The organism is Haemophilus parainfluenzae, assembly GCF_003252755.1.
In the GTDB taxonomy this organism is placed as follows: Bacteria; Pseudomonadota; Gammaproteobacteria; order Enterobacterales; family Pasteurellaceae; genus Haemophilus_D; species Haemophilus_D parainfluenzae_N.
Genome location: NZ_QEPT01000002.1, coordinates 123,342 through 142,304, shown reverse-complemented (window position 1 = coordinate 142,304; position 18,963 = coordinate 123,342). Strand labels below are relative to the sequence as shown.

Here is an 18,963-nt window from a genome sequence, read left to right as displayed (position 1 = left end):
CGGGCTATCACCCTTTTTATAGTTTTATAGACCGACAAAATAAAAGGAAGGTTCAGAAAATATGAGAGATCCGATTTCTATTACAGGCTATAGCACAATCATATCATCACGATGTAGCGCAACTGCACCATACTCATAACCAAGAATTTGCTCAATGTCTTGAGATTTTTTCCCTTTGATTAATTCCAACGCATCGCTGTTATAACGAGGCATACCGAGTGCAATCACTTTGCCTGAGGTATTTTTAATTTTGACAACTTCCCCCCGAGAGAAACGCCCTTCCACAGCCGTAATTCCTGCAGGCAGCAACGATTTATTCTGTACTAACATGGCATTTTCAGCACCTTCATCAATCGTCAGCATGCCCGCTGATGGTGCGGCAAATAACCACTGTTTACGGCTTTCTAAACGATCTGAATGATGCGCAACAAATTTAGTGCCAATTGGTTTATCGTAAGCCAAATCCACAATGACATCAGGTCGGCTACCTGGTGCAATAATCGTTTCAATACCTGAACGCGTTGCCACATCTGCCGCAATAATTTTTGTACTCATCCCGCCAGTACCAAGGTTTGTACCGCTACCGCCTGCAATAGAACGAATATGGTCGGTAATTTGTTCAACCACAGGAATTAATTTCGCATCTGGATTTTTACGAGGATCGCTTTCGTATAAACCTTGTTGATCTGTTAATAAATAAAGTTGTTCCGCTTGCACTAAAATCGCGACTAGCGCCGATAAATTATCGTTATCCCCTACTTTAATCTCAGCCGTTGCCACCGCATCATTCTCGTTAATCACTGGAATAATGTGATTGTCCAACAGCGCATGTAATGTATCGCGCGCATTTAAAAAACGTTCACGATCTTCAATATCGGCACGAGTTAATAAAATTTGTCCAATATGAATATCATAAATCGCAAATAATTTTTCCCAGGCTTGAATAAGCTGACTCTGCCCTACTGCAGCTAGAAGTTGCTTTGACGCAATGGTTGGCGGAAGTTGAGGATGATTTAAATAATGCCGTCCTGCTGCAATCGCACCTGATGTCACAATCACGACACGAAAACCCGCTTGATGAAGCTGGGCAATCTGGCGTACAATATCGACCATGTGAGGCGCATTCAATTTTGGGGAACCATGTGTTAATGTGCTAGTACCAAATTTTACGACGATTGTTTTGCGATTTGCCGACATAGTTTGTCCTCAGTGAAAAAATAGAAAAGTGCGGTTAAATTAGCACTAAAATTAATAAAAATCACGAAAAAAACCATCTCAAATTCAGATTTTCTGAATAGCTATGATATAGTGCAAAAAAAGAAAAATAGGATAGAAAATATGACATTAAGTTTGATCGTTGCGATAACAAAAAATAACGTCATCGGAAAAGATAATCAAATGCCTTGGCACTTGCCTGCTGATTTAGCCAGGTTTCGTAAAAACACTACGGGAAAACCGGTGATTATGGGCCGTAAAACTTTCGAAAGCATTGGTCGCCCACTACCGAAACGGACTAATATTGTCCTTTCACGCACGCCTTACGAACATGAAGGTGTCATCTGGAAAAATAGTTTTGAAAGTGCGGTCGATTTTGTCAAAGAATTTGATGAAATTATGTTGCTCGGCGGCGGAGAGTTATTTAAACAATATTTACCTAAAGCCGATAAATTGTACCTCACGCAAATTCAAGCAGACATTGACGGTGACACCTTCTTCCCTGAAATTAATTGGGCTGAATGGAACATCGAGTTTGAAGAATATCGCCAAGCTGATGAAGACAATCCCTATGATTGTCGTTTTTTAATTTTGCAACGTAAGAAAAATAAACTAAAAGCCTAATCTAAGCATATAAAAATCGGGCTAAAACAATGATTGCTTTAGCCCGATTTCTTTTGTTTTAAATAACCTTTAAAAGATTATTCTAAGCGTTTAGCCATTTCTAACCAATCTGCTTTAAATTCACGACGCATATTGTTGATTGCATCAATAATATCATGGTGAACTAATTTTTCATTTTGAATACCCACACAGTAGCCACCTTTACCTTGTAGCAATATATCTACCGCATATACGCCCATACGTGAAGCTAAAATACGGTCGAAGGCACAAGGCGAACCACCACGTTGAATATGGCCTAATACAGTTGCACGGGTTTCATGGCCTACGCGAGCTTCGATCTCACGAGCAAGAGAATGTACGTCTGTGATTAATTCAGTAATCGCAATAATGGCATGGCGTTTTCCACGAATAATACTGCGTTCAATTTGACGAATTAATTCTTCACGATTAAATTCCACTTCTGATGCCACAATATATTCACAACCACCGGCAATACCTGCAGAAATGGTTAAGTCACTACAGTGACGTCCCATGATTTCCACAATAGAAATACGTTGGTGAGAACTTGAAGTATCACGTAAACGGTCAATGGCATCTACCGCTGTTTGTAGCGCCGTTTCGTAACCGATTGTGTAATCCGTTCCCGCCACATCGTTATCAATTGTGCCAGGAATACCTACGCAAGGGAAACCATGCTCTTCAGTAAGCAATTTTGCCCCCATATAAGAACCATCACCACCGATAACAACTAAAGCATCAATGCCATGTGAACGTAAAATTTCTGCACATTTTTCACGTACTGCTGGATCTTTAAATTCTGGGAAACGCGCAGAGCCTAAGAATGTACCGCCACGGTTAATAATATCGGATACACTATAACGGTTTAACTGTTTGATTTTATTGTTATATAGACCTTGATAACCGTCATAAATCCCAAATACTTCAAGCCCTTCTGCAAGAGCTGCACGAACAACGCCACGAATGGCAGCATTCATACCTGGTGCATCACCACCACTGGTTAATACAGCAATTTTTTTAATCATATTTACCTACTTTGAACTCTAAGAATAATTGGCGTCAAGATTACACCATCCATTATTTCTGCTCTAGAAAAATTTTTAAAATTTACGTGGAATTTGATCTAGTATAAGTTTTAGTGATGGAAATAACTTTCACATTTCCAAGAAAGATCGGCTTTTTGTAATGTCTTGCTTTCTTTCGCCACCAAATACTTTTGTAAGTTTTTCACAATTTTTACTGTGTTTAAACGCTGAAATTTCTTACCTTGTTCCACTTTTTGGGAGTATTGATATTGCACAAAGCCACAACGTGGCACATTTTTACCCTTAGCTATGTCCACTTGCCAAGATGGATTTTGTTCTGTCGGAGCATAAATGACATAACCATTTAACTCAGTAGCGGGCTTTTTCGGATTCGTTGAATTCGCAAGAATTTTGAAATCTGTCACGCCTAAATTACGGTATACCTTCTCACGCAATGCTACGCGTTGCTCAATAGAACGGGATAAATCACGATCAAGCAACACTTCAATTTGAGATTGCCAATTTTCTAAGGTATCTGGCTCGGCAAGATAAACATAGCGCGCAATCGTATCCAAATCTTGGCTTGCAGTAAGTTTATAAGTTTTGCCGTTGTACTCAATTTTTTCAGGAGTTTGAAGCTGACTCACTTTTGCCGCACAACCTGAGAGTAAAAGTGCGGTCAATATAACCAAGATTTTATTCATTGATATCTCGCTTAAATACAAATTCTTTTTCAGTTGAGGATGTCGCATCAAACCAATAACCACCTAGGTCAAACTCTTTCAGTTGTTCAACACGTTCCAAACGATTTTGAATGATAAAACGACACATTAAACCACGGGCTTTTTTCGCATAAAAGCTGACCACTTTGTATTTACCATTCTTATTATCTAAGAAAACAGGCTTAACAATCTGTGCCTCTAATTGGCTTTCTTTCACTGATTTATAATATTCATCGGAGGCTAAATTGATCAAAATACGATCGCCTTGCTCATCAAGCGCTTGTTGCACGGATTGAGTGATGATGTTACCCCAAAAAGCATAAAGATCTTTCCCTTTTGGATTCGTTAACTTCGTGCCCATTTCCAAGCGGTAAGGTTGCATTAAATCAAGGGGTTTAAGTAAGCCATATAAGCCAGAAAGCATACGTAAATGGCGTTGTGCGAATTGCACATCTTCATCAGATAAGCTATCCGCATCCAAACCGGTGTAAACATCACCTTTGAATGCCCAAATGGCTGCGCGTGAATTTTTTTCGTTGTGAGATTTTGTCCATTCAGCAAAACGAGCGGCATTTAAGCCCGCAAGTTTATCGCTGATAGACATTAAGGAAGAAAGATCTTGGGGAGATAATTGACGACAGATTTCAATCAGTTGCTCACTATAATCCGTCAAGTGCGGTTGAGAAACAGGAAGATTTCTGACCGCACTTTCAAAATCTAAGGTTTTTGCCGGGGAAATAATGGCTAACATAGGTTCTCCTTTCTAAACACTGAGCCGTATCTTAGCACAGGATAGTCTCCTTACTCTACCCCGTTTATGCTATCCGCTTGTAGAGTCCATTCTCATTGACGATTAAATCTTGTAACTCCAAATCCAATAACTGTACTAAAAGCGAATCCACCGGCAAATTCAATGCTGCAGATAAATCATCGAGGCTTATTGGTGTATAACTGATATGTTGATAAAGTTCAGGATGACTCGGCTCCACAGCTGGTGTTTTTGCAGTGAGTGGTTGAGCTATCGACTTATTAATTTGCGTATTATGTACTGGAGGCTGAAAAACAACACTATGGTTGAGGCTATCTAAAATATCTTTAACATTTTCCACCAACATCGCCCCTTGCTTAATCAATTTATGGCAGCCTTGACTGTATTCACTTTGAATATTCCCCGGCAGCGCAAAAATATCGCGATTTTGTTCCAAGGCATAACGTGCTGTAATGAGTGAACCGCTTTTCTCTGTTGCTTCAATGACTAATGTTCCTAATGAAAGCCCACTAATAATACGATTACGACGAGGAAAGTTTTCGGCAATCGGTGCTTGCGTAGGGATAAATTCAGAAACTAATGCCCCATTATTTTCGATAATTTGCTCGGCTAATCGGCGATGCTTAGCGGGATAAATGTGCTCTAATCCGCTGCCCAATACGGCAATAGTTTGCCCTTGAATGTCCACCACCGCTTGATGACTAAATCCATCGATACCTAATGCAAGTCCACTCGTCACCGTCAAACCTGCAAGAGAAAGTTCTGTCGCAAAATATTTTGCCCAATATTCCCCATAAACTGAACAATAACGGCTCCCAACCATGGCGATTTGTTGAGCAGAAAGTGCGGTCAAATTGCCTTTCAAAAATAATAAGGGCGGAAAACCACTGATTTGTTTGAGTAAAAAAGGATACTCATCTGAAAAACAGTGAATCAAATGATGCCCTTCTTTTTCGGCCCAACTCAAAGCTGGCTCAATGAATTTCATTTCAGGCTGAAACCAACGACGAATCTGCAAAGCATTCCAACCCATTTGTTGAAATGCAACTTCATCATAATTTAATAATTCATCTATATTCACATGGGCTAGAATTTGTTGAATTCGCACACTGCCCAATTTGGGTACTTGTGACAACCGCAATAAAATCGACGCAAAATCACTCATTTATTCTCTCCTTTAAAAAGAGAATTATGACGAGATTGGTGTCAAAAAATGAAAGATTTGTCTTAATTTTGCGATTCAGATCGCAAAAAGCGAAAAAATTTAGAAAAAATCTGCATACCAGAAACTAGGAATAAAACAGGACAAAAACAACTTCTTAAAAGCTATTTTTAGATATTAATTCCAATAAAACTATTACACTTAGATAAATAAACTTTTAAGATTATATCGAGATATTCATTTTAGATATAAATCACTAAAAAATGGTTTGACAGCAAAACTTTTATCCGTAATATGAACATCGTTTTACAGAATTTTTTATAGGATTATCTTTTTTATGTACCAAGCTGTTTCTTTATCTCTCAACCTTCTGCTCTCACATTCTTTGTGCGGCTAAGTTGTGGATAAAAAACACCTTTATGTAAAAGATCTATTATCAACCCGCACTTTCAAGATTGCGGGTTTTTTTGTTTCAAAAACAGGGCTAAAAGCGACCGCACTTTGAGTGACAACAGAAGGAAATTATTATGTCAGATCGCGTTATTATTTTTGATACCACCTTGCGTGATGGAGAACAAGCATTAAAAGCAAGCTTAACCGTAAAAGAAAAGTTACAAATTGCTTTAGCACTTGAACGTTTAGGTGTGGATGTGATGGAAGTGGGTTTCCCGGTTTCTTCTCAAGGCGATTTTGAATCTGTTCAAACCATTGCACGCCATATCAAAAATAGCCGTGTTGCAGCACTTTCTCGTGCGGTAAATAAAGATATTGATGCAGCTTACGAAGCCTTAAAAGTGGCAGAAGCTTTCCGTATTCATACTTTTATCGCGAGCTCTGCATTACACGTTGAAGCTAAATTAAAACGTACCTTTGACGATGTGGTTGAAATGGCTGTAGCAGCAGTAAAACGTGCACGTAATTATACAGACGACGTAGAATTTTCTTGCGAAGATGCGGGACGTACCGGTATCGACAATATTTGTCGTATTGTTGAGGCAGCAATTAATACGGGGGCGACTACAGTAAACATTCCAGATACAGTTGGTTTCTGCTTACCAAACGAATACGGCAATATCATTGCTCAAGTACGTAACCGCGTACCAAATATTGATAAAGCAATCATTTCTGTGCACTGCCACAATGACTTAGGTATGGCAACGGCTAACTCCTTAACCGCAGTACAAAATGGTGCTCGCCAAATTGAATGTACCGTAAACGGCATCGGTGAACGTGCGGGTAATACATCACTTGAAGAAGTCGTGATGGCAATGAAAGTTCGCCAAGAATTTATGGGCGTGGATACACGTATCAACACGCAAGAAATTCACCGTGTCAGCCAAATGGTGAGCCAACTTTGTAATATGCCAATTCAACCAAATAAAGCGATTGTGGGTTCAAATGCTTTTGCTCACTCTTCTGGTATTCACCAAGATGGTATGTTGAAAAACAAAAATACCTACGAAATCATGTCGCCGGAAACCATTGGCTTGAAGAAAGAGAAATTAAACTTAACCGCACGTTCTGGTCGCGCCGCCGTGAAAGGCCACATGGCAGATATGGGCTACACCGAACAAGATTACGATTTGGATAAATTGTATGAAGCCTTCTTAAAATTAGCAGATAAAAAAGGCCAAGTGTTCGATTATGACTTGGAAGCGTTAGCGTTTATCGACATGCAACAAGGTGATGAAGATCGTTTAGTATTAGATAAACTTTCTGCACACTCCACTAAAGAATATCCAGCCACTGCATTTGTTCAAGTGGAATTGGATGGCAATAAATTAAGTACCTCTTCTATCGGTGGTAATGGTCCGGTTGATGCAGTTTACAATGCTATCTTGAATTTAACCGGCTTAGATATCAAAATGTCCCACTATAACTTAACCGCAAAAGGCGAAGGTGCTGAAGCGTTAGGTCAGGTGGATATCGTGGTTGAACACGAAGGCCGTAAATTCCATGGTGTTGGTTTAGCGACAGACATCGTTGAATCTTCTGCTCTTGCCTTAGTTCACGCGATCAACGCGATTTATCGCGCGCATAAGGTGGCAGATATTAAAAGCCACAAACATCATTAATTGATTGATTGAATCCCCCTCTTTAGCAAAGAGGGGAGAAAATTAACCGCACTTTGGTGTGAAAGAAATAGGAAAAATAATATGCAATCATACAACATCGCTGTTCTACCGGGAGACGGTATCGGTCCGGAAGTCATGGCTGAAGCCATCAAAGTATTAAACAAAACCCAAGAAAAATTTGGTTTCAAACTTAACTTCAACAAGTTTTATGTCGGTGGTGCTGCTATTGATCATTGCGGTTGCCCATTACCAGCAGAAACCTTAAAAGGTTGTGATGAGGCTGATGCGATTTTGTTTGGGTCTGTAGGCGGCCCTAAATGGACAAATTTACCGCCCGATCAACAACCGGAACGCGGTGCATTATTGCCTTTGCGTAAACATTTCAAATTATTCTGCAATCTTCGTCCTGCAACCCTTTATAAAGGCTTGGAAAAGTTCTGCCCATTACGTGCAGATATTGCTGCAAAAGGCTTTGATATGGTGGTAGTGCGTGAATTAACGGGTGGGATTTATTTCGGTCAGCCTAAAGGCCGTGAAGGCGAAGGTGCACAAACCAAAGCATTCGATACCGAAGTTTATTACAAATATGAAATCGAACGCATTGCACGTGCGGCTTTTGATGCGGCAATGAAACGTCGTAAACATGTGACTTCTGTGGATAAAGCGAACGTATTACAAGCGTCAATCTTATGGCGTGAAACTGTGACAGAAGTGGCGAAAGATTATCCTGAAGTCACCTTAGATCACATTTATATCGACAATGCGACCATGCAGTTAATCAAAGCGCCTGAATCTTTCGATGTACTCCTCTGCTCTAATATTTTCGGTGATATCATTTCTGATGAAGCGGCGATGATCACCGGCTCTATGGGAATGTTGCCATCTGCTAGCTTAAATGAAGAAAGTTTCGGCTTATATGAGCCGGCAGGTGGTTCTGCACCAGATATCGCAGGCAAAGGCATTGCTAACCCAATCGCACAAATTCTTTCTGCCGCGATGATGTTGCGTTACAGCTTCAACTTAAACGAAGCTGCGGATGCCATTGAAAATGCCGTGCAAAAAGTCTTAGCAAATGGCCACCGTACCGGTGATTTAGCCGATGACTCTGCCCCGGTTTCAACTGCGGAAATGGGTACGTTAATCGCTAACGCAATCTAATAAAAAACAATTAAAGTGCGGTTTAAAACACTGTCAAATTTAACCGCACTTACTACTCTAACGAATTGAGAAAAATTATGGCAAAAACTCTTTACGAAAAATTATTCGATGCCCACGTGGTGTATGAATCCGAAGGCGAAACGCCGATTTTGTATATTAACCGTCATTTAATCCATGAAGTGACCAGTCCACAAGCCTTTGATGGTTTACGTGTGGCAGGCCGCCAAGTACGCCAAGTGAGCAAAACTTTCGGTACCATGGATCACAGTATTTCTACTCAAGTACGCGATGTGAACAAACTTGAAGGCCAAGCAAAAATTCAAGTATTGGAGCTTGCAAAAAACACGAAAGCGACCGGTATTCAATTATTCGACATGACCACGAAAGAACAAGGTATCGTGCATGTGATGGGGCCGGAACAAGGCTTAACCTTACCGGGCATGACTATTGTTTGTGGTGACTCCCATACTGCTACTCATGGTGCGTTCGGTGCTTTGGCATTTGGTATTGGCACCTCGGAAGTAGAACACGTATTAGCCACACAAACCTTAAAACAAGCTCGCGCGAAAAGTATGAAAATTGAAGTGCGAGGCAAAGTGGCACCGGGCATCACCGCCAAAGACATTATTCTTGCCATTATTGGTAAAACCACTATGGCGGGCGGTACAGGCCATGTCGTGGAATTCTGTGGCGAAGCGATTCGTGATCTTTCTATGGAAGGCCGTATGACAGTTTGTAATATGGCGATTGAAATGGGCGCCAAAGCAGGTTTAATCGCACCGGATGAAACTACTTTCGAATACTTAAAAGGTCGTCCACATGCACCAAAAGGTAAAGATTGGGATGATGCAGTTGCTTATTGGAAAACCTTAAAATCTGATGTCGATGCGAAATTTGACACAGTCATCACATTAGAAGCCAAAGATATTGCGCCACAGGTAACTTGGGGCACCAACCCAGGTCAAGTAATCGGTATCGATCAGCCAGTGCCAAATCCAGCAGAAATGACGGATCCCGTGACTCGTGCTTCAGCAGAAAAAGCCTTGAATTATATTGGTTTAGACGCTAACACTGATTTAAAAGATATCCCTGTAGATCAAGTATTTATAGGTTCTTGTACTAATGCTCGTATCGAAGATTTACGTGCAGCAGCTGCTGTCATGAAAGGCCGAAAAAAAGCCGATAATGTAAAACGTATTTTAGTGGTACCAGGCTCCGGTTTAGTGAAAGAACAAGCGGAAAAAGAAGGTTTGGATAAAATCTTTATCGAAGCTGGGGCTGAATGGCGTAATCCTGGCTGTTCCATGTGTTTAGGGATGAACGATGACCGTTTAGGCGAATGGGAACGTTGTGCTTCTACTTCAAACCGTAACTTTGAAGGTCGCCAAGGTCGTAATGGCCGCACTCACTTAGTGAGCCCTGCTATGGCTGCCGCAGCGGGAATGTTCGGTAAATTCGTTGATATTCGTGACGTCACATTAAACTAAGGAGCAGAATATGGCAGGATTTAAACAACTTTCAGGCTTAGTAGTGCCATTGGATGCAGCAAACGTGGACACGGATGCGATTATTCCAAAACAATTTTTACAAGCGATTACGCGCGTAGGTTTCGGCAAACACTTATTCCATGAATGGCGTTATTTGGATGTAGAAGGCACTAAACCAAATCCAGATTTCGTATTGAATTATCCACAATATCAAGGTGCGACCATTTTATTAGCACGTAAAAACCTTGGTTGCGGTTCTTCTCGTGAACACGCTCCTTGGGCGCTTGCCGATTACGGTTTCAAAGTGATGATCGCACCAAGTTTTGCGGATATTTTCTACAACAACAGCTTAAATAACCACATGTTACCAATTCGTTTAAGCGAAGAAGAAGTGGAAGAAATCTTCCAATGGGTATGGGCAAATGAAGGCAAACAAATTCATGTGGATTTGGAAGCCATGACAGTGACCGTAGGCGACAAAGTTTATACCTTTGAACTGGATGAATTCCGCCGTCACTGTTTATTAAACGGCTTGGATAACATCGGTTTGACGTTACAACATGAAGATGCCATCAGTGAATACGAAAAAAATATTCCGGCATTTCTACGTTAATCTGTTTTTTTACTCGGACAGCAAATATTGCTAACCATTCGGCGGACAATTTGTCCGCCTTTCTTTTTGAAAACATTCCATTTTTTTACCGCACTTTCTCCCCTTTTATTTGACAGTATCCATGCTTATCCCTATTATTCCGACCAATATTGATTGATTTTAAAAAGAGCTGTCTATGTCACATAATCAAACCGAATTACTGAAAAAATCCCTCGCTGAACGCATCCTTATTTTAGATGGTGCGATGGGGACGATGATCCAAAAATACAAACTCACCGAGGCTGATTTTAGAGGCGAGCGTTTTAAAGAAAGTGCGGTTGATTTACGTGGCAATAATGACTTGCTCACCTTAACCCAACCGCTGCTAATTTCTGCGATTCATGAGAAATACTTACAAGCGGGCGCCGATATTATTGAAACCAATACTTTCAGTTCTACCACCATTGCGCAAGCGGATTATGATTTACAGTCTATTGCCTACGAACTGAATTTTGCAGGCGCAAAATTAGCACGTTTAGCCGCGGATAAATACAGCACACCAGAAAAACCTCGCTTTGTTGCGGGTGTATTAGGGCCAACCAACCGCACCGCCTCTATTTCTCCTGATGTAAATGACCCGGGTTTCCGTAATGTGACGTTTATGGAATTGGTCGATGCCTATGCCCAAGCAACCAAAGGCTTAATTGAAGGTGGTGCTGATTTAATCATGATCGAAACCATTTTCGACACGTTAAACGCAAAAGCTGCCATTTTCGCCATTGAAACCGTATTTGAAGAATTAGGTGTGGAATTGCCAATTATGATTTCTGGCACGATTACCGATGCTTCCGGCCGTACGCTTTCAGGGCAAACCACCGAAGCGTTCTACAACTCGCTTCGTCACTCTAAACCACTGACTTTTGGTTTGAACTGTGCGCTAGGCCCGAAAGAACTTCGCCAATATGTAGAACAACTATCTAAAATCAGCGAAACCTATGTTTCCGTTCACCCAAATGCGGGCTTACCAAATGCTTTTGGTGGCTATGATTTGGGTGCAGAAGAGATGGCGGCACATCTTAAAGAATGGGCTGAAAGTGGCTTTGTGAACATTGTCGGTGGTTGTTGTGGTACGACGCCAGAGCACATCAAAGCCTTTGTGGATGCCATGCAAGGCATTGCGCCGCGTAAATTACCTGAAATTAAAACCGCAATGCGTTTATCTGGCTTAGAGCCGCTCAATATTGATGATGAAAGCCTATTCGTAAACGTGGGCGAACGTAATAACGTGACAGGTTCGGCGAAATTCAAACGCTTAATTAAAGAAGACAAATTTGCTGAAGCCATTGAAATTGCTATCGACCAAGTAGAAAACGGCGCGCAAGTGATCGACGTCAATATGGACGAAGCCTTATTAGACGGCAAAAAATGCATGACTCGCTTCCTCAATATTATGGCAACCGAACCAGATGCAGCCAAAGTGCCAGTGATGATCGACTCGTCTAAATGGGAAGTAATTGAGGCGGGTTTGCAGTCGGTACAAGGTAAACCGATTGTGAACTCTATTTCGCTTAAAGAGGGCGAAGAAATCTTTATCGAACACGCTAAACTGGTGCGTAAATACGGTGCAGCTGTGGTGGTGATGGCATTTGACGAAGTGGGGCAAGCCGATACTGAAGATCGCAAAGTTGAAATTTGTAGCCGTGCTTATGACATTTTGGTGAACCAAGTCGGGTTCCCGCCAGAAGATATTATTTTTGACCCGAATATTTTTGCTATCGGCACAGGGATTGAAGAGCACAACAACTACGGTGTAGATTTTATCAACGCCACTGGTCGTATTAAACGCGCGCTACCGCACGCGAAAATCTCGGGCGGGGTGTCGAATGTGTCTTTCTCCTTCCGTGGAAACAACGTAATGCGTGAAGCCATTCACGCGGTCTTCCTCTATCATGCCATCAAACAAGGCATGGATATGGGGATTGTGAATGCAGGACAACTGGCTATTTATGACGATCTCGATCCTGAATTACGTGAAATTGTAGAAGATGCGGTATTAAACCACAGCCCTGATGCCACCGAAAAACTACTCGATATTGCAGAAAAATATCGTAACCAAAGCAACGATGAAAGTGCGGTCGATTCTGTGGCTGAATGGCGTACTTGGCCGGTTGAAGAACGTTTAAAACACGCGCTTGTGAAAGGGATTACTACTTACATTGTGGAAGATACGGAAGAAGCTCGCCAAACCTTGCCAAGTCCATTAGATGTGATTGAAGGCCCGTTGATGGCAGGCATGGACGTAGTCGGCGATTTATTCGGTGACGGTAAAATGTTCCTGCCACAAGTGGTGAAATCTGCGCGCGTGATGAAACAATCCGTGGCGTATTTAGAGCCGTTTATCAACGCCACCAAACAAAAAGGTTCAAGTAACGGTAAAGTGGTGATTGCAACCGTGAAAGGCGACGTACACGATATTGGTAAAAACATCGTAAGCGTAGTAATGCAATGTAATAACTTTGAAGTGATTGACTTGGGCGTGATGGTGCCAGCGGACAAAATCATTCAAACCGCCATTGATGAAAAAGCGGACATCATCGCGTTAAGTGGTTTGATTACCCCGTCTTTAGATGAAATGGAATACTTCCTTGGCGAAATGACACGTTTAGGTTTGAACTTGCCTGTTTTAATTGGCGGTGCGACCACCTCTAAAGAACATACCGCGATTAAACTGTATCCAAAATATAAACAACACGGCGTGTTCTATACCTCGAACGCCTCCCGTGCGGTAACGGTGTGTGCCACGTTGATGAATCCGGAAGGCCGTGCAGCATTGTGGGAACAATTCAAGAAGGATTACGAAAAAATCCAACAATCCTTTGCCAACCGCAAACCATTGCGTAAACAACTCAGCATTGAAGAAGCGCGCGCCAACCGTTTTGATGGCTTTAGCGGTGAATGGGCGGATTATGTGCCACCAACGCCAAAACAAACGGGCATTGTGGAATTTAAAAACGTGCCGATTGCCAAACTGCGTAAATTTATCGACTGGTCGCCATTCTTCCGTATTTGGGGCTTAATGGGCGGCTACCCTGATGCCTTTGATTATCCGGAAGGTGGCGAAGAAGCACGCAAAGTGTGGAATGATGCACAAGTGGTATTGGATGAATTAGAGCAAAACCACAAACTCAACCCAAGCGGTATCTTAGGTATTTTCCCTGCGGAACGTGTGGGAGATGACGTGGTGCTTTTCGCTGACGAAGAACGTACGCAAACCATTGGCACCGCTTACGGCTTACGCCAACAAACAGAACGTGGTAAAAACAGCAAAAGCCCGTTTAACTTTGCCTTAAGCGACTTTATTGCCGATCGCGAAAGTGGCAAAAAAGACTGGATGGGTATGTTTGCCGTCTGTGCCGGTATTGAAGAAATGGAGTTAGTAGAAGGCTATAAAGCAGCAGGCGATGACTACAACGCTATCTTGCTACAAGCTGTGGGCGACCGCTTAGCCGAAGCCATGGCTGAATACCTGCACTTTGAGCTACGCACCCGCATTTGGGGCTATACGCAAGAAGAGTTCGATAATCAAGGTTTAATCAATGAAAACTATGTTGGCATCCGACCTGCACCCGGCTATCCAAGCTGCCCGGAACATACCGAAAAAGCCTTGATTTGGGATTTGCTTGAAGTAGAACAACGCATCGGCATGAAACTCACCGAAAGCTACGCCATGTGGCCGGCAGCTTCTGTCTGCGGTTGGTACTTCACCCATCCTGCAAGCAACTATTTCACTTTAGGTCGCATTGATGAAGACCAAGCTCAAGATTATGCCAAACGTAAAGGTTGGGATGAGAGAGAGATGATGAAATGGTTGGGTGTGGCGATGAAGTAAAAACTCATCAGAAATTGACCGTACTTGTAGGGTGGGATTTATCCCACCTTTTATTAAGTGGACAGCTAATATGAAAAAACTTCCTAATATATACCAGCATCTATTTCCTCTAAGTAACTTTCAAACTATAAAGGAATATTTTGAATATTTTATTTTTAGAAAGAATATTGCTGACTTAGATAAACCCTTGTTTAATTCTAGTAATAGAAAACTCTGGTTAGAGGATTATCCCACACTTGATTGTTTCCCAAAAACTTTAAGCTACATTGATGATCCAAATTCCTTTCCTTTATCAGAAGTAGCTAAGGAATTAGCCAATGTAGAATTGTATTTACCTAAAAATGAAATCCTGTTTCACTCAGGTAACTTACCGAATAAAGTTTCTTTAGCTATAGGACAGGAATTCCAATTAAAGGAAATCTTCTCTGCAACATTAGACCCCTATATTGCAAATGTCCACGATAGTGATGATGATATTTACTGGTATATACAAATCAAAAACGAGAATATTAGATGTTTACCTATTCCAGATGAATATGGAGAGTATGAAGTTATTATCTTAGATTCTCCAATAGCAAAAATAGTTGATATAAAGACTGCTCAAAGAGATGCTATGTGGTTAGGAGATATACATTACAAACCAGAAAACAAAACTATCGTTTATGTTAATTTATATTAATAAACATTAGGAGAAATTTATGGGAAATAACATTAAAGCCCAAATTGGCAAAACTAATATTTCTGGTGATGGAAATAATATTAAGCAAATTGGCTACGGAAATCAGAATAATAGTAATAACATTGTACATAATCACTATCATCAAACCAATCAAAATTCATCATCAGATGGAAATGAGCTTATTCTATTTGGAATTTTTATAACTGGATTCATAATATTTATGAATTATATTCTATTTAAGCATGCATATTATATATCAAATATAATTAAGTACATTCATGCAAGCCTAGCATTAATACCTATAGCCTTATATAATATTTATAAAAAAGAAGCATTATCAAAAAACAATATTTTTAAAGCATCATTTATATTAATTATAGGAGCGCTATCATTTATATGCGCAAAAGAATTATTCACAATGAATGAGTTTAAGGCATTAGCTAATCACGCATATAATAAAAACCTTTCAGAATATTGGAATATGCAAAGAGAGTGGAAAATAATATCTATTTATTTCCTTATTGGAGCAACATTAGTTACACTATTAATTGGCATAAATATACTTTTCACAATTTTATTCTTTAAATATTCATTAACATTAGAAAAAGTCATAAATTTAACAGGTATAATCATCATTTTTTTATTAGCAATTCTTATTTTCTATTTTATTATTTTTGATAAAACTATATTGCTTAACCTTATTAATAAAATACCATTAATAAAATAATCTAAAACGACGATGCACATATCTAGCGGCCCTTGATAGGCACAAGCGTCCACGCTTGTGCCTATCAGCTAAAAGTTCGCTCAAAAAATCCAAAGATTTTTGAATATTGGTTTATGGGTAAAATCAGCAATATTTTATTAAATATCACGAGTGTGGACGCTGGCGCCATCTTGTTTTATTTGTACCATTCTGTTGCGCACGCTTCCCAGCGTGTGCTTAATTTCACTAAAAAACACCTCAAAAGCTCACCGCACTTTAATTTCTAGGGCACGCGTTGCGAAATACGCGCCGACATATAAGTTTAATGAATAATTTTCTCCCTAGTTTTTTAATCTCTAACGCTCACATTGTGAAAAGCATATTCTAAAAATAAATAGCAAAATAATTTTTAATTAAGTAAAATCTTTGAAATTTAGTCACTTGTAAGGAACTTATGAAAAAATTTATCTCTTTGCTTAGCATTAGTAGCTTGCTCTAGTAACAAGACTCCCTCTTCTCCTGAAGAAATAACATACATTTCAGAATCTTCAGGAATGCACCATATCAGTGATGATATCGTGTATATTCGAGATATTATCAAAACCCCAGATAACAAAATTTATTTACTTGGTGATACGGAAGATTACGAGTTTTCAGGGGCTGAAATAGAATATCTTCGACCTTTGTTACAATCTGAATACATCACGCCGATGTTAAAAAAGGAAGACAAAAATTACGACCTTAGTATCAGTATTTATGCTAATCGCAGCCATAATAATGTCCAGTTAACATATCGTTTAGATATGCCGGTTAAGCATGTGAAAACGTTACGCCAAAGTCTTCAGGGGCTAAAACCACGCTGGACTAACTATTACAACGATGGAAGATGCAATACAAATGATTTCTTCTATCCAGCACCTGCTGACTGCAAAGGAAAAGAACGCCCAACTCAACTTGTATTCGAAATAGATGCCAAAGAAGATAGACTCAATGGGAAAATCGTAAAACTAAGTAAGCGAGATGATATTCTGAAAAAACCATCTCTTCCTATTGCAATAAGATCGTATGTATATAATTACCGTTTAAAAACAGATAAAGAAAAACGTTCAGAAAAATGGGAGGATACAAAAGAGGCTGCTAAAGACGGGGTTAAAGATACGCTAATGATTATTACCGCACCAATATGGCTGCCTGTTATCTACTTTGGTTTCAAAAACAGAATTGGCTAATTCAAAGAACACTATTATCAATAGCACCACCCCAAGTGTTGGTGCTATTTTTTCTTTCATCTCATACCTTCTCGACATTTAGCAATTCCTATAAAAATAAATAGCAAAATAATTTGCTATTCACTAAACTAATTCCAAAATCCAACCACTTATAAGGAATATTATGAAAAAAATCATCTATTTGCTTTGCTTATTATTAGCGGCTTGCTCTAGTAACAATACGCCACCTGCTTACGACAGCACGACGCCCTTTTACAAATATATGACTCGCTTAGAAAGTGAAGAAATATTGATTCGAGGTGCTGTTAAAACACCAGACAATAAAACTTATTTGCTTAGTGATAAAGAAGATTATGAGTTTTCAGGCGTTGATGCGCATTACCTACAACCATTGTTCCAACCTGAATACATGACAAAGCTGTTAAAATCCAATAGAAGTGATGATAAATTTTCTTTAACGCTTGCCTTTGCTGCTGACCGTAGTAATAACAATGTTAAAGCATATTATAGAATGACCGTACCGATTAAATACCTTAATACGCTTCGTCAGAGCCTAGAGGGATTAGAGCAACGTTGGCAGGTATTCTATGAGGCTGGTGATTGTGTGGCAAACGATTTTTTCCATAAAGAACCTTCAGAATGCAAAGGGAATAAACCTAGAACCACAATTACCCTCTATATGGAAAAGGGAGATACGCCAATAATCAATGGGCGTATAGTGAAATTGAATAACCGTGATGAAATTTTGAAAAAATCCTCACTCTCTATACCAATACCTGCGTATCTTGATAATTTTCGTCTAAAAACAGACGACGAAATTCGAACAGAGAAACAGGATGAAATGAAAAAATCAACCCAAGATGGAGTAGAAAAAGCCGTAAGCATCATTACTGCACCAATCTGGTTACCTATAATGATATGGGCAGGTCCTGTTATGGGCAAGTAGTTAATACCATATTTTAGTTTCTTTTAATGGCGCACACCAAGATCTGTGCGCCTAATTTCAATCAAAATGCCTTAAAAACTCACCGCACTTTATCCTTTCTCGATTACTCAATTTCCGCTATTATAGTTTCTTTCTCATTCACTCTACTCTCGGAACTTTATCGATGAATAAATTTAAAATAGCATTACTCACGGTGGCATTCGTAGGTTTGTTTGCTTGTACCACAACACAACAACCAAAGAAAACCGTTAAAACGCGATTCCTTAAAAATAATATTAGCCAAACGGAATTAAACAATCCGAAAGACTACAAACGTTATTACTATTCTTGCCGTAATTCAGAAACGGGTTCAAGTTCGTATTTAACCACTTACTTCCCGCTTTCAAGAGAAAGCCGCATGAAAGATAACTTTGGTATTTATTTCCAATTAGACGGTGGAAAAGCGGTGCCATTTGATCATGTGGAAAATCGTACCTTAAACGCACGAGGAAATCGCTTTGAAGTGATTTATCGTTCTTATGAGCCGATTGATGGCAGTTATGTTGATTTAATCGCACGTGAAAATGATTCCGTGTATTACAAGAATAATCAAGGCATGAAAAGCACTTGGTTAAACTGTCGAGAAGGCTAATTATCGCTTAAAGTACGGTCGTTTTTAGAGGCATTT

The 18,963-nt window shown here is 40.0% G+C and carries 16 protein-coding genes; 11 read left to right on the top strand and 5 right to left on the bottom strand.

The window, feature by feature from the left end; genetic code table 11:
• Positions 1–87: 87 nt before the first annotated feature.
• Positions 88–1,197: a glutamate 5-kinase gene (proB, locus tag DPV95_RS02970; RefSeq protein WP_111406624.1), complete on the bottom strand. Its 1,110-nt coding sequence runs from the start codon at positions 1,195–1,197 to the stop codon at positions 88–90.
• A gap of 141 nt (positions 1,198–1,338) precedes the next feature.
• On the opposite strand from proB, the gene folA reads away from it, so the two are divergent.
• Complete coding sequence (gene folA / locus DPV95_RS02965) at positions 1,339–1,839, top strand: type 3 dihydrofolate reductase (RefSeq protein WP_111406623.1); 501 nt, start codon at positions 1,339–1,341, stop codon at positions 1,837–1,839.
• 77 nt (positions 1,840–1,916) lie between these two features.
• Here the strand turns inward: folA and pfkA are convergent, their stop codons facing one another.
• The 4 genes from pfkA to dprA all read right to left on the bottom strand — a co-directional run bounded on the left by pfkA (position 1,917) and on the right by dprA (position 5,538).
• A complete protein-coding gene (gene pfkA / locus DPV95_RS02960) occupies positions 1,917–2,882 on the bottom strand; it encodes a 6-phosphofructokinase (RefSeq protein WP_049365629.1) in 966 nt (321 codons plus the stop codon).
• A 110-nt stretch (positions 2,883–2,992) separates the two neighbouring features.
• Entirely contained in the window at positions 2,993–3,586 is a 594-nt protein-coding gene (locus DPV95_RS02955) for an HI_0983 family protein (protein ID WP_111406622.1), read from the bottom strand.
• Complete coding sequence (gene yaaA, locus DPV95_RS02950; RefSeq protein ID WP_111406621.1) at positions 3,579–4,355, bottom strand: peroxide stress protein YaaA; 777 nt, start codon at positions 4,353–4,355, stop codon at positions 3,579–3,581. The genes DPV95_RS02955 and yaaA overlap by 8 nt, the downstream gene beginning before the upstream one ends.
• A 64-nt stretch (positions 4,356–4,419) precedes the next feature.
• Entirely contained in the window at positions 4,420–5,538 is a 1,119-nt protein-coding gene (gene dprA, locus DPV95_RS02945; protein WP_049367921.1) for a DNA-processing protein DprA, read from the bottom strand.
• Between the two features lie 524 nt (positions 5,539–6,062).
• On the opposite strand from dprA, the gene leuA reads away from it, so the two are divergent.
• The 10 genes from leuA (at position 6,063) to DPV95_RS02895 (ending at position 18,927) form a co-directional block, all read left to right on the top strand.
• Entirely contained in the window at positions 6,063–7,610 is a 1,548-nt protein-coding gene (gene leuA / locus DPV95_RS02940; RefSeq protein ID WP_049367922.1) for a 2-isopropylmalate synthase, read from the top strand.
• Between the two features lie 81 nt (positions 7,611–7,691).
• On the top strand, positions 7,692–8,768 hold the full coding sequence (gene leuB / locus DPV95_RS02935; protein ID WP_049367923.1) for a 3-isopropylmalate dehydrogenase: 1,077 nt from the start codon (positions 7,692–7,694) through the stop codon (positions 8,766–8,768).
• 77 nt (positions 8,769–8,845) lie between these two features.
• On the top strand, positions 8,846–10,255 hold the full coding sequence (leuC, locus tag DPV95_RS02930) for a 3-isopropylmalate dehydratase large subunit (RefSeq protein WP_049367924.1): 1,410 nt from the start codon (positions 8,846–8,848) through the stop codon (positions 10,253–10,255).
• A 10-nt stretch (positions 10,256–10,265) separates the two neighbouring features.
• Positions 10,266–10,868: a 3-isopropylmalate dehydratase small subunit gene (gene leuD / locus DPV95_RS02925; protein WP_049367925.1), complete on the top strand. Its 603-nt coding sequence runs from the start codon at positions 10,266–10,268 to the stop codon at positions 10,866–10,868.
• A 175-nt stretch (positions 10,869–11,043) separates the two neighbouring features.
• Entirely contained in the window at positions 11,044–14,736 is a 3,693-nt protein-coding gene (gene metH / locus DPV95_RS02920; RefSeq protein WP_049367926.1) for a methionine synthase, read from the top strand.
• Positions 14,737–14,806: 70 nt separating this feature from the next.
• Positions 14,807–15,415, top strand: a complete 609-nt coding sequence (locus DPV95_RS02915; protein ID WP_049367927.1) for a hypothetical protein — start codon at positions 14,807–14,809, stop codon at positions 15,413–15,415.
• 19 nt (positions 15,416–15,434) lie between these two features.
• Complete coding sequence (locus tag DPV95_RS02910) at positions 15,435–16,142, top strand: hypothetical protein (protein ID WP_049367929.1); 708 nt, start codon at positions 15,435–15,437, stop codon at positions 16,140–16,142.
• Between the two features lie 533 nt (positions 16,143–16,675).
• On the top strand, positions 16,676–17,350 hold the full coding sequence (locus DPV95_RS02905) for a hypothetical protein (RefSeq protein WP_239660987.1): 675 nt from the start codon (positions 16,676–16,678) through the stop codon (positions 17,348–17,350).
• Between the two features lie 163 nt (positions 17,351–17,513).
• Complete coding sequence (locus DPV95_RS02900) at positions 17,514–18,296, top strand: hypothetical protein (RefSeq protein ID WP_049367930.1); 783 nt, start codon at positions 17,514–17,516, stop codon at positions 18,294–18,296.
• 163 nt (positions 18,297–18,459) lie between these two features.
• Complete coding sequence (locus tag DPV95_RS02895) at positions 18,460–18,927, top strand: hypothetical protein (RefSeq protein ID WP_049367931.1); 468 nt, start codon at positions 18,460–18,462, stop codon at positions 18,925–18,927.
• Positions 18,928–18,963: the final 36 nt, after the last annotated feature.

Bases quoted from the DNA above. Each gene is read 5' to 3' on its own strand.
- leuC (WP_049367924.1), top strand. From the start codon at position 8,846: ATGGCAAAAACTCTTTACGAAAAATTATTCGATGCCCACGTGGTGTAT.
- metH (WP_049367926.1), top strand. From the start codon at position 11,044: ATGTCACATAATCAAACCGAATTACTGAAAAAATCCCTCGCTGAACGC.
- leuD (WP_049367925.1), top strand. From the start codon at position 10,266: ATGGCAGGATTTAAACAACTTTCAGGCTTAGTAGTGCCATTGGATGCA.
- DPV95_RS02900 (WP_049367930.1), top strand. From the start codon at position 17,514: ATGAAAAAAATCATCTATTTGCTTTGCTTATTATTAGCGGCTTGCTCT.
- pfkA (WP_049365629.1), bottom strand. From the start codon at position 2,882: ATGATTAAAAAAATTGCTGTATTAACCAGTGGTGGTGATGCACCAGGT.
- leuA (WP_049367922.1), top strand. From the start codon at position 6,063: ATGTCAGATCGCGTTATTATTTTTGATACCACCTTGCGTGATGGAGAA.
- proB (WP_111406624.1), bottom strand. From the start codon at position 1,197: ATGTCGGCAAATCGCAAAACAATCGTCGTAAAATTTGGTACTAGCACA.
- DPV95_RS02955 (WP_111406622.1), bottom strand. From the start codon at position 3,586: ATGAATAAAATCTTGGTTATATTGACCGCACTTTTACTCTCAGGTTGT.
- leuB (WP_049367923.1), top strand. From the start codon at position 7,692: ATGCAATCATACAACATCGCTGTTCTACCGGGAGACGGTATCGGTCCG.
- DPV95_RS02910 (WP_049367929.1), top strand. From the start codon at position 15,435: ATGGGAAATAACATTAAAGCCCAAATTGGCAAAACTAATATTTCTGGT.
- dprA (WP_049367921.1), bottom strand. From the start codon at position 5,538: ATGAGTGATTTTGCGTCGATTTTATTGCGGTTGTCACAAGTACCCAAA.
- DPV95_RS02915 (WP_049367927.1), top strand. From the start codon at position 14,807: ATGAAAAAACTTCCTAATATATACCAGCATCTATTTCCTCTAAGTAAC.
- DPV95_RS02905 (WP_239660987.1), top strand. From the start codon at position 16,676: ATGCACCATATCAGTGATGATATCGTGTATATTCGAGATATTATCAAA.
- yaaA (WP_111406621.1), bottom strand. From the start codon at position 4,355: ATGTTAGCCATTATTTCCCCGGCAAAAACCTTAGATTTTGAAAGTGCG.
- DPV95_RS02895 (WP_049367931.1), top strand. From the start codon at position 18,460: ATGAATAAATTTAAAATAGCATTACTCACGGTGGCATTCGTAGGTTTG.
- folA (WP_111406623.1), top strand. From the start codon at position 1,339: ATGACATTAAGTTTGATCGTTGCGATAACAAAAAATAACGTCATCGGA.